The organism is Sphingomonas sp. BK345 (assembly GCF_014193845.1).
Lineage (GTDB): Bacteria > Pseudomonadota > Alphaproteobacteria > Sphingomonadales > Sphingomonadaceae > Sphingomonas.
The window spans coordinates 285,734-297,504 of sequence record NZ_JACHZX010000001.1; the positions used below are offsets into that span (position 1 = coordinate 285,734).

Annotated in this window: 7 protein-coding genes; all 7 read right to left on the reverse strand. The window is 70.3% G+C overall.

Annotation, left to right across the window (positions count from 1 at the left end):
- Positions 1-46 precede the first annotated feature (46 nt).
- The 7 genes from FHY03_RS01315 to FHY03_RS01345 all read right to left on the reverse strand — a co-directional run bounded on the left by FHY03_RS01315 (position 47) and on the right by FHY03_RS01345 (position 11,683).
- Positions 47-2,749, reverse strand: a complete 2,703-nt coding sequence (locus FHY03_RS01315; RefSeq protein ID WP_183928246.1) for a TonB-dependent receptor — start codon at positions 2,747-2,749, stop codon at positions 47-49.
- 377 nt (positions 2,750-3,126) lie between these two features.
- Positions 3,127-5,055: an NPCBM/NEW2 domain-containing protein gene (locus FHY03_RS01320; protein ID WP_183921260.1), complete on the reverse strand. Its 1,929-nt coding sequence runs from the start codon at positions 5,053-5,055 to the stop codon at positions 3,127-3,129.
- Positions 5,056-5,247: 192 nt separating this feature from the next.
- A complete protein-coding gene (locus FHY03_RS01325; RefSeq protein ID WP_183928248.1) occupies positions 5,248-6,180 on the reverse strand; it encodes an N-acetylglucosamine kinase in 933 nt (310 codons plus the stop codon).
- Positions 6,177-7,319 (reverse strand): SIS domain-containing protein, encoded by a 1,143-nt coding sequence (locus FHY03_RS01330; RefSeq protein WP_183928250.1) that lies wholly within the window; start codon positions 7,317-7,319, stop codon positions 6,177-6,179. Before FHY03_RS01330 ends, FHY03_RS01325 begins: the two co-directional genes overlap by 4 nt.
- Positions 7,312-8,595, reverse strand: a complete 1,284-nt coding sequence (locus FHY03_RS01335) for a D-tagatose-bisphosphate aldolase, class II, non-catalytic subunit (protein WP_183928252.1) — start codon at positions 8,593-8,595, stop codon at positions 7,312-7,314. Before FHY03_RS01335 ends, FHY03_RS01330 begins: the two co-directional genes overlap by 8 nt.
- A gap of 71 nt (positions 8,596-8,666) precedes the next feature.
- Positions 8,667-9,593 carry a DMT family transporter gene (locus tag FHY03_RS01340; RefSeq protein WP_183928254.1) on the reverse strand — a complete coding sequence of 309 codons (927 nt, stop codon included), beginning with the start codon at positions 9,591-9,593 and terminating at the stop codon, positions 8,667-8,669.
- Positions 9,590-11,683 (reverse strand): glycoside hydrolase family 36 protein, encoded by a 2,094-nt coding sequence (locus tag FHY03_RS01345; RefSeq protein ID WP_183928256.1) that lies wholly within the window; start codon positions 11,681-11,683, stop codon positions 9,590-9,592. The genes FHY03_RS01340 and FHY03_RS01345 overlap by 4 nt, the downstream gene beginning before the upstream one ends.
- Positions 11,684-11,771: the final 88 nt, after the last annotated feature.

The window sequence follows — 11,771 nt, forward strand, 5'->3', positions numbered from 1 at the left end:
GTCGACGGGCCGGCGCGCGCGATACCGCGCCGGCCCGTCGTCACGCTCACATGATCAGGCGGGCGGTCAGGACGAAGCGGCGCTCCTGTTCGAGGAAGCTGGCGGGCAGCTCCGCACCGCTGCCGATCAGGATATACTCCTTGCGCTGCGTATCCAGCAGGTTGTTGACGTTGAAGCCGAGCTGGACGTTGCGCGTGACGAAGGCGTTCACCGACAAATCGAGCTGCCCGTAGTCGCGGACGTATCGCTCGGCGCCGAACTGCCGCCCCACGTTGTCGTCGCGCAGATAGGCGCTGCGCCAGGCATAGGCGAGCCGCGCGTCGATCCCGGCATGATCATAATAAAGCACCGCATTGGCGCTCTTCTTCGACAGGCCCGGCAGCGGCGTGGTGCGCGACACGCCGTCGGCGCTGCGCACGCTGGCCTTGCTGTCGGCATAGGTGAAGTTGAGGATCGTGCCGAAGTAGCTCAGCGCGCCGGGCAGGAAGAAGAACGGCGACTGAAGCCCCGCTTCGAGCCCGTGGATCGTCGCACTGTCACCGTTGGTCGGCTGAGTGAAGGCGATGATGCCGCTGGTCGGCAGGCCGGTCTCCTGATCGGGGAAGCTGGCCAGCTCCGAGACGGTCGTCTGCGAGATCAGCGAACCGATCTGCTTGGCGAAGCCGTTGAGAGTCAAGAGCGCACCCGGGTGGAAATACCACTCGAAGCCGAGATCTTCCTGGTCGGCGAGATAGGGGCGGAGATTGGGATTGCCGCGGTTGCCGGTGCGCGGCCCCGAGTTGATCGTCGTCGCGGGGCTCAGCTGATCGAGCGTCGGGCGGGTCATCGCGCGCGAGTAGGTGCCGCGGATCAGCATGTTGGGCGCGACTTCCCAGCGCGCGTTGATCGCCGGCAGGAAGTTGGTGTAGCGCGCGTCGACGTTACTCGGGGTCAGCTCGGTGCCGATCAGACCGAAGCCGTCCGACGACGTGTCCGTCACGATCACGCGCAGCCCGGCGTTGACGGAAAGCGCACCCATGGTGAAGTTGCCCTGGAGGTAACCGCCGTAGGTCTGCTCCACCACCTGGAAGGAGTTGAGCTGGTCACCCTGAGGATCGGTCGCGAACTGGTCCGAGGTGAACGGGTCGAGCCCCGGGTAGATCGTCTGGATCAGCTTCGCGCGATCGACCGAGAGGATGCGATCGGGCGTGGTCGCGTTGCGCACGCTGAACGGCAGCGTGGCGGCGAACGCACCGAGGCCGAGCGGGCTGGCGCCGAGCAGCTCGGCGCCATTGTACAGCCCGACGTTGCGCGCCTGCTGGCGCGAGGTGCGGTGGGTGTAGCGCGCGCCGGCCTGGATGCTGGCTAGGCCGGGCACCCCCTCGAACTCGCGGGTCGCGTCGACGCGACCGACATATTCGTCGATCGTGTTCACCGCGCGGTTGAAGATGAAGACGTTGTAGCCGAAGCGATTGGGGTTGCTGCTGAAGTCGGTGGCGGTCGAGGAGAATTGCGGCACGTCGCCGTCGACGCGATAGGTCACGTCGGCGCCGTAGGCGGCGAAGGAATAGAGGTCGAGCTCGTTGCTGGAACGCTGGTGCGCGTAGCTGAAGCCCGGCGTGATCGTCAGATGGTCGGCCGCCTCCCATTTGGCGCGCAGCGTGCCCTGATAGACCTTGTTCTCCTGCGGCTGGTAGCTGTAGCCGACGCGGTTCTGGATGTTGCGGAAGGTCGCTTGGGTGACCGCGCCGTTCTCGACGACATAGTCGGTCGGCGCCTGATTGCCCGGCGCGCTGGTGCCGTCGGCGAAGAAGCTGGTCCCCTCGATCGGCGCGTCGGGGCGATCGTCGATCTGCGTCCCCTTGCGCCGCGCGTAGAGGAAGTCGGCGGTCAGCTCGAGCCGCTCGGTCGGGCGCGCCTGCCCGGCGACAGTGACGCCGAGATTCTCGCGCTTCTGCTGGTAACTGTAGAAGGCCGTGGTGCGGGGCGTGGCGGCGTCGAGCAGCGTCGCCGGCGCGGTGGCGAGCACGTCGGCGGAGGCGATGTTGCGGAACGGCACCCAGGGGCCGAAGTCGACCTCGTTGGTGCGGAAGTCGGTCTTCGAATAGGCCGCGGCGACGGTGATGCCGTAGCGGTCGTCCCAGTTCTGGCTGACCAGCCCGAACAGGCGCGGCATCGCCTTGCCCTTCTGCCCGATCGTGACCCCGCCGGTCGCGGTGACGCGAAGCCCGGGTATGTCGAAGGGCTTGGGCGTCTCCTGCAGGATCGTGCCGGCGAGCCCGCCCTCGACGGTGCTGGCGGTCGGCGACTTCTCGACCGTCACCTTGGCGAACAACTCGGGCGCGAGGACGCTGAAGTCGAAGCCGTTGAGCGCGGTGCCGCCGTTGATCTCGCTGCGCGTGAACTGCGGACCGAGGCCGCGCAGGTTGATCGTCTGCCCCTCGCCGTTGACCGAACGGTCGATCGTGATGCCGGGCACGCGCTGGAGCGATTCCGCCAGGTTGTTGTCGGGGAACTTGCCGATGTCCTGCGCCGAGATCACGTCGACGACCGAGATCGAGCGGCGCTTGTCGGCGAGCGAACGCTCGATGCCGGCGCGCAGACCGGTGACGACGACGTCGGCACCTTCCGCGTCCGATGGCGCGATCTCGGCACCATCGGTGGGGGCGTTGGCGCCGATCGTCTGCGCCTGCGCGCTTGTGCCGGCCGAGACGATCGCGCTGCCGATCAGGAGGGTTTGACGCAGTCGGCGGTACGCACAGCTCTTCATGTTAGCCCCCTGTTTCGTTTCGCATCGTTGTCGTCATGCCGACGCCGCTGCTCGCTGCGCCCGCGACCGTCGCTGGCATCACTCGATCGCGCGAGAGTCGCCTCGCCTACTCAGACACTCATCGGACATTCCCGGCTCAGGACGCTGGGTCCTCCGCCTCGTTCAGCCGATCGCACGTAAAGGTCAGCGCGCTTTCTTTCGCTGTGCTATCGCGAGCGCAACATCACAGTCAATTAGAAAAGAAGCGAAACCACCCGAATATAGATGAAAGGCGGCGACGACGGGTGCGTCCGCGCAACAAACGTGCGGCGCTCGGTTTCTCGATCGGCCCTGTCCACGGCAAGGCGGCGGCCCGCGGCGGCCCCGCAGCGGCTTCTCTAGCGACGCGACGCAAGCCCTTCCCCGCCGCCGCGCAACGCGGCCTCCGCCCATGTCGTGACGAGCGGCAGATCGGTCGCGTCCCCGACCTTGCGCGTGACCAATTCGATCACCCGAACGCCGCGCAGCTCGGCGCGCAGCGGGCGCGCGGCCTCGCCGAAGCGCATCGCGCCCGAGCGCGCGAGCAGCCGGCCGTCGCCGTAGACGAGGAACTCCGCGGCGTCGCGCGTGTCGCGGGTGGAATCGTCGACGCCGACGAGCGCCTCGAACCGCGCGGCGCCGCGCGTGCGCACCTCGAGCCGCGATTGCGCCAGCACGCCGATGCCGGTGTCGTAGCTGCGCCCCGCGACCTGGAGCGTCTGGTCATAGGGCGTGGCGTCGGCCTGCGCGCCGCCCCAGCCGGCGTAGGTCGGGCGCTCGCCGGTGTCGCGCGTGCCGCTCCACTGCCCCATCATGCGATGCACCATGGGGTCGGGCTCGGGCGCGACCACGCCGTCGACCGCGACGTTCACGTCACCGGGTACCTCCGACAGGTACATGCCGTCTCGCAGCCGTCGCGTGCCGCTCACCTCGAAGACGCGGCTCTCGCGCGGCGCCAGCGTGAACGTGGTCTCGCCGGTGAAGGGCGCCAGCGTTCGACCGCTCCATAGGTCGTGCAGCGTGATCGGCGCGTCGGGCGCGAGCTTGAGCTGCGCCGCGGTGAGGTTCATCTCGGCCGGCGCCAGCCCGCGGTTGAGCAGCACGACCGCCTTGTGGCCGTTGCTCAATGTCTTCACGATCGTCTGCACGTCGTCCGAGGCGTAGGCGATCACGCCCTGGTGGCCGCCCGGGTCCTGGTTGACGCGCACGATGTCGGCATTGCCCCAGATCCTCATGAGGCTGTCGGGCGCCTGGCGCAGGTCATAGCCGATGAACAAGGGCGCGTTGATGATCGCCCAGAGCGCGAAGTGCGTGCGCGCCTCGGTGAGGTGCTGCGCGTCGAAGTCGCCCTGCCCGATGAACAGCATGTCGGGATCGTTCCACGCGCCGGGCTTGGCGTAGAGCGCGCGGGTCGACGCGCTGTCGAACGAGTGGAGCATGCGCGTCCAGTGCGGCGTGATGTCCTGGCTGGTGCGCCACATCTGGCCCACCTCCTTGCCCCAGCGGCGCACGTCGGCGCTGCCCCAGGTGCACAAGGCGAGGATCGAGTCGCCGTCGGGGCGGTAGCGCGCGATCGCGGCCGCGACCGCGGCATAGAGCGAGCGGACCTGCGCCACGTCGGTGCGGTTGATCGAGGCCTGGTCGATCAGCGGCGGGAAGGCGCGATAGCCGTTCTGCACCACCACCGGCGCGCCGGGTGCGTAGACGTTGATCCCGCAGGCGTCGACCTTGAGATAGTCGAAGCCCCAGTCGCGGAAGTAGAGTGCCACGTCCTGGTCGACGTGGCCGTAGAGCCCGACCTCGCGCTCCGCCGTCGTGCCCTCGGGCAGATTGGGCGAGTGGAGGTCATAGGCCTGCGAGCAGGCATTGCGCCCGATGTCGCTGTACAGCCCCGCCTTGAGCCCCATCGCGTGAAGCCGGTCGGTGAAGGGACGGAAGCTGCTGTTGCCGCCGGCGACCGCGGCGGAGGGGAAGATGCGCGTGCGGATCATCAGCCGCCCGTCGGCGGTGCGGCGCTTGAGCCACCAGCCGTCGTCGACGTTGACGTAGCGATAGCCGAGCTTGGCCAGCCCGCTGTCGACCAGCTTCTGCGCGGCGCCGAGCACTTTCTCCTCGTCCACCTCGGTGCGAAAGGCGTTCCACGAGCTCCACCCCATCGGTGGGGTGCGCGCCGCGGCATGCTCGGGCGCCGACCAGCGACCGGTCGGCGCGAGCGGGTCGGGCGCCGCCGCGGCGGGGCCGGCGAGCACGAGCGCGAGCGTGGCGAGGGACAAGGTAGGCAGGCGCATCGGACGGGACCTCGCTGTTCGCCACATCATAGATCTCGCCGCTGCACGGGAAAGGGCCGGAGACGACGAACCACCCGCTTCGCCGTGCTCCGGCGGACGCCGGAGCCCAGCGTCATGGCCGGCGGCGCCAGTGGCACCAGGCTCCCGCACGCGCAGGAGCACAGCAGCGGATCAGACGAGGAACCCAATCGCTTACCTCGACGCGGCAAGGTGGCGGGCGTAGAGCGCCGCACCATAGCCGGGCGCGTGGAGCGGCTCGACCGGCGCGCAGCCCGCCGCCTCCAGTCCCCTTGTGAACGCGTCGCGCACCGCGGGCACGTTGGCGAGCACGCCGCCCGACCAGGACACCGGCACGCGCTCGCCCGGATCGAAGCCGAGCCGCGCGCGCAGCGCGGTCGCGAGCAGCACCAGCTCGGCCGCGGCCTCCCCCAGGATCGCGCGCGCCACGGCGTCGCCTGCGTCGGCGGCGCGCGACACGAGCGTCGCCAGCGCCGCGATCTCGCCGCGGGCCATGCCGCGCGCGCCCATCACGCGCTCGCACAGCGCCAGGTCATCGTCGAGCACGAGCGCCTCGCGCAGCAGCGCGTGCAGCGGCCCGATGGGCAAGCGACCGTCACTCATCCGCGAGAAAGCGGTGAGTCCGGTGCGCGCGATCCAATAGGCCGAACCCTCGTCGCCGAACAGCTCGCCCCAGCCGCCCGCGCGCGCGCCGCGGCCGCCGCGCTCGCCATAGGCGATCGAGCCGGTGCCCGCGACGACGTTAATCCCGTCCGCGCACGCCAGCGATCCCGCCCAGCCGCACACCATGTCGTTGTCGCAGCGGAAGCGCGCGTGGCCGAGCAGCTCGCGCACCCCGGCGTCGAGCCGCGGGTCGACCGCGCTGTCCTCGCCATAGGCGGGCAGCCCGAGGAAGACGTGGTCGAGGTGCGCGGGCGCGGCGCCGATCTGGGTGCAGATCGCGCTCACCCCCTCGGCGATGCGCCGCACCGCTTCCGCCTCGCCGACCTCGAGATGGTAGGTCGTGCCCGTCACCGCGCTCGCGATCACCGTGCCCGCGGTGTCGATGCAGACGAACTCGGTCTTGGTCCCGCCGCCGTCGACGCCGAGGTAGAAGCGCCCGCTCATGCCTCGTCGGCGTGGATCCGCACGCCCTGCACCACGCGGTTGACGGTGCCACTCGCGTTGGGCTGGTCGGGCGTGAGCCCGAGCGCGAGCGAGACGTGGAGCGCGAACAATTGCGCCGGCACGATATAGGGGAAGAGCAGGTCGGCGTCCGGCGCGTCGTCCATCCCGGCGAGCGCGATCGTGGCGCCCTCGTCCGCCCGCGCCGAGATGACCGCGACCTCGCCCGCGCGCGCGTCGCCGCGCAGCTCGGCGACGATGTCGAGGTCGTAGCGACGCGTCAGCGGGTCGTTGGCGACGAATACCACCGCCAGCGTGCGGTCGGTGATGATCGTCTTGGGGCCGTGGCGGAAGCCCAGCGCGCTGTCGAAGGCGGTGACGACCGCGCCGTCGCTCAGCTCCATCAGCTTGAGCGCGGCCTCGCGCGCCAACCCAGTGAACACGCCGCTGCCGAGATAGACGACGCGGTCGAACCCGCGCGCCGCGAGCGCCGCGGCGACCGGCTCGGCGCGCGCCAGCATGTCCTGCACGCCCGCAGCAATGGCCTCGATCCGCGCGTCCATCGCGGCGATGCCGCCGAGCGCGGACAGCGCCGCGAGCGTCATCGCGGTAAAGCTCGACGTCATCGCGAAGCTTCGGTCGTGCGTCGCCTCGGGCAGCACGATCACGTGCGCGCGAGGACCACCGCGCCGCGCCAATTCGCCCTCGGCGTTGCAGGTCACGATCAGGTGGTGCGCCTCGGCGACGCGGCGGTCGACCAGCTCGACCGCGGCGACGCTCTCGGGGCTGCTGCCGGAGCGGCCGAACGAGACCAGCAGCGTCGGCACATCGCCGCGCAGGTACAGCTCGGGCGCGCCGACGATGTCGGTGGTGGCGATCGCCTCGACCGCGCGACCGAGCGCGCGCGACAACCACGGCGCGAGGCACTCGCCGATGAAGGCCGAAGTGCCCGCGCCGGTCAGCACAATACGCAGCTCTGGACGCGCGAGCAGCGGCGCGAGGAACGCCTCGATCTCGCCGCGCGCCTCGCTCAGCAGCTTCTGGGTGGCGCGCAGCGTCGCGGGCTGTTGCGCGATCTCGCGGCGCGTCCAGGAGGAGTCGCCGGGCTCCGCGGCGGGGGCGGCGATCAGCGTGTCAGTCATGGGGAAAACAGGCTCCGTGATAGGCGTCGAGCGTGGCGCCGACCTGCGCCATCACGAGCTCGGCGGGGTCGAGACCGGCGCGGCCGGCGCGCACCGCGGCATAGGCCGCGGGCAGATATTGGCTGAGCAGCGGCAGCGGCGGCGGGGTCTCGCGCAGGTTGGCGAACAGCCGCTCCTGCGCCGCCGCGATCGTCGCGTCGGGCCAGTAATAGCGGATTCGGTCCGACAGGCTGTACTGCAGCTGCAGGTCGAGCGCGGGGCCGGTGGCGTGGTAGTATTTCGCCCAGTTCTTCGGCTCGGCGCGCAGCCGCTCGAGCGTGACGGCGCGCAGGTTCGCGCGCGCGCCCTCGGCGACCGTCTCGTGGTCGATCGCGTCGAGCGCCCAGAGCGCCTCGCGCAACGCGAAGGTAACGCCGGGGCCCACCTTGAGGATCGCGAAATGGTCGCGCACCAGCGCGGCGAGCGCCTGCGGCGTCTGATAGTCGGTCGAGTGCGCCTCGTAGACCAGATGCCGCACCGGCTCGATCGCGCGGCTCAACGCGACCGCGCGCTCGGGGCGATAGTCGACCACCTTGTCATGGTCGAACTCGACGCCGGGCTGCACCACGGTGGCGATGACGCGCTCCCAGGCTTCAGCGAGTCCGGAAGCGCGGAACAGCTCGCGATGCATGTCGACGGTGGCGATCGCCGCTTCGGGATCGGTCACGGCCAGCTCGTCGAGGTCCTCGGCGGCGCCGCCGGGCACGGGCACCTCGGTACCGATGACATAGACCGGGGCTGCCGCGGGATCGCCGGAAAAGGCGTCCTCGGCGGCGCGGCACAGGCGCGCAGCGCGCTCGGCGATCGTCCGCTCGGGCAGCGGCACGGGATCGTCGGCGCAGCTCATCGAACAGTCGAGGTGGATCTTGGCGAAGCCGGCGCGGACAAAGTCGGCGACCATCGTCTCGGCCTTGGCCATCGCCTCGGCCGCAGGCAGCGCCGTCCAGGCGTTCGGTCCGAGATGGTCGCCGCCGAGCACCAGCCGCTCGAGCGGATAGGCGACTCGCGCCGCGATGCGCTCGACGAAGGCGCGGAAGTCGGCGGGGACCATGCCGGTATAGCCGCCGTCCTGGTTCACCTGGTTGGAGGTCGCCTCCACCAGCGCGAACGGCGCGCCGTTCGCCAGCGCGTGGCGCAGCGCCGCCTCGATCACCAGCGGGTGCGCCGAGCAGACCGAGGTCACGCCGATGCGCTCCCCCGCCTTATGCCGGTTCACCAGGTCGAGAAGTAAGTGCACGTGCGTCTCCCTTTACGCGGCCGACATAACGCCGGACGCAGCAGAACACAAGAAAGCGAAACTTAGCGAAACTAAATAGTCGCGGCTGCGGGTTCGCCCTCCGGATCGGCCGCATCGGGCTCGATCGCGAGCAGCAGCGAGGCGGTGAGCGCGAGCACGATCCCCAGCGTCTTGAGCGGCCCCGGCACGACATGGAGCACCGCGAGCGAGATCAGCGCGGTGGCGAGCGGCGCCCCTGCGTTGGCGAGCGGCGCGACGATGATCGCCTTGCCGTAGCGAAAGGCGAACACCAGCGTCAGCGCACCGATCGCGTTGAGCAGCTGGATCGCCGCGGCCAGCCCGGGCCCGTCGAGCCCCCAATTGATCGCGCGGCCGGTATCGGTCATCGCCCAGGCCACCGGGGCGAGCGCGAGCCCTGACAGCGTCATGTAGACGAAGATGCTCTCCGCCGAGGTGACGTGATTGGCCGCCTTCATGAAATAGGCCTGCACGCCCCAGCACAGCATCACCGCCACCGCGGGCAGCAGCCACGCCGCCGAGGCCCCCGCCCCGCCCGTGCCGGGCGCGAAGTCGAAGGTGGGCAGCGCCAGCAGCGCGAGCAGGATGCCCAGCGCCCCCAGTCTGCCGGTGCGCTCGCCCATCAGCAGGAAGGACATCGCGATCGTCACCACCGGCGACAGCGAGATGATCGGGAAGATCAGATAGGCCGGCCCGCGCGCCACCGCGTAGAACAGCAGCATCTGCCCGCCCGCGCCGAGCAGCCCCACAGCCAGCCCATAGCCGATCGCGCGCGGCGAGCGGTCGAGCCGCCACCCCGCCTGCCTCAGCACCACCAGCGCGGGCGGCACCATCGTCAGCGCCCAGACGACATAGACCAATGTCTCGGGAAAGCCGCGCTGCGGCGACAGGCCCGAGAAGGCGCCCCACACACCCCATAGCACCACCGTGACGAGCGCGTTGACGAGCCAGCCGCGCCCCGCCGGCGCCACCCCGCTCATGCCGCGCCCCGCGCGATCGGGGTGGCGCGCACCAGCAGCGCGCGCTCGAACGTCGCCGTCAGCGTCGGCCGGCTGCGCGAGGCGGTGCCGAGCGAGCGGCCGGTGAAGCCGTCCACCAGCGCGTAGCTGCCCTCACCCAGCCCGCGCAGAGCGATCGGTCCGGACCAGCGATCAGCGTAGAAGGCGTAGTGGAGCGCACCGTCCTTCGCGATCGCGTGCGCCTCGGGCTTGTCGAAGCCAATGTCATACAGCCCGCCGAGATACTCCCCCTTGGGCAGCATGTGCTCGCGGTACAGCGCGACCCACTTGCCCCAAAGCGCTTCCTTCTCGGGCGTGAGGACGAACCCGCCCGGGGGCAGCTTCTCCATCGGCTTGGGCGTGTCGCGCGGCCAGGTGAACTTGGTCGAGGGGATCGCGCCGATGCCATAGGCGGAGGCGAAGTCGTCGCCGCCGTCGCTCAGCTCGACATGGTCGCCTGAGTAAGGCGCGGACGGACCCATCAGCGCCTTGAAGGTCTTGCCCTTCAGCCGGATCTGCCAGGACGACAGCGGGTCCGAGGCGGGCGTGTTGTTGGTCGCGGGCAGATTGTGGAAGGCGAAGCTATCGCCGCACGGGCACAACTCGAGCACCGCCTCGGGATTAGCGGCGACCGCCTCGTCGTGGATCGCCTTCCAGAAGTCCTGCAGCTTCTCGCTCGACTCTTCGGGATGCGCGTGGCGGTGCGCGGGATTGTAGCAGGGCGCGACGCCGTTGAGATGCTGGCCGTCGAGCTTGAGCCCGTCATAGCCCCAGTCGGTGACGATGCGGCGCACCAGCGCGCGGAAATAATCGACCGTCGGCTGATACGCCGGGCAGAGCGTGAAGGCGTTCCAGAAGCTGACGTTCTGCGCCGAGCCGTCACGGTCGAGCAGCAGCATGTCGGGATGGTCGCGCAGCAGGTCGGTGCCGGGGTCGACCGCGAGCGGCGCGAGCCACAGCCGCGGGCGCATGCCGTCTGCCTTGATGCGATCGGTGAAGGCGCGCATGTCGGCGTCGCCGCGCGGGAATTTGGCGGGGTTGAGCTTCCAGTCGCCCTCCGCGGTCTGCCAGCCGTCGTCGAGCACCGCCCATTCGAAGCCGAGTGCCTTGGCTTTTGGCAAAGTGCCATAGACCTGGTCGAGCGTGAAGTCGCGCTCATAGCCCCAGGCGCACCAGATCGGCCCGTAGCTCGACTCGGGGATCGGGGGCGCCTCGACCCCGCGCTCGGCCATCAGCCGGCGATAGGCGTCGAGCGGGCGAAAATGATCGCCGGCGTGCGCCATCAGGAAAGCGGTCGGCAGCGTCAGCGTCGCGCCCGGCGCGAGCAGCGCGGGCTGATCGCCGCTCAGCCCCAATCGAGTCGCGCCGGGCTGCGCGGCGACCGGCAGCGCGACCTGGCGCGGGCTGGTCTCGAGATGGCCGACCGCCAGCCCGACGTCGCGACGCCACACCACCGCCACGGGCGTTCCGCCGCCATAGTCGGAGGCGTTCATCCCCATGAAGTTGCGCTGCTCGAACCCCGGCGCGACCTTCTGCACCCAGTCGCGCCGGTCGGGATAGGAGGCCCCCGCGAAGGTCCAGGCACCGTCGGCGTGCGCGGTGAGGTCGTGCGTCGCGACGCGCCAGCCGGCGATCGCCAGCGGCGCCGCGCCGGTGTTGCGGTAGCTCACCTCGTAGAGCGCGAGGCCGGGAAAAGCGTCGAGGAAGGTCACCGCCACGGTCTGCTCGACCTGCCCGCCCGCGGTGGCGCGCAGCACGTGGCGCCGCCCTCTGCCGTGCGGCCCCGCCGCAGCCTCCTCGCGATGGTCGAGCAGCAGGAAACTGCCGAGCGGCGCGGCGCCGGCGAGGAACAGCGCCTCGGGCTGCGCGCGCGGCGTGATCACCTGGCCGCGATGCGCGACCGTGGCGCGCATGGCGCGATCATAGTCGATCGTCAGCGTGCCGTCGCTCAGCCGCACCCCCGCGGGCGCGGCCGCCCAGACCGCGCTGCCGAGATCGGGCAGCGCCACCGCCGCGCCCCCGACGAGCAGGCGACCGAGCATGGATCGACGCGTGACGGAGGTGAACGGCATCGCTGACTCTCTCCTGTGCGGCTCGATGGCCGGTGAGAAAGAGCTTGCACCAACGCGGACGGACGCGCAAACAAAAACCGCAACATCA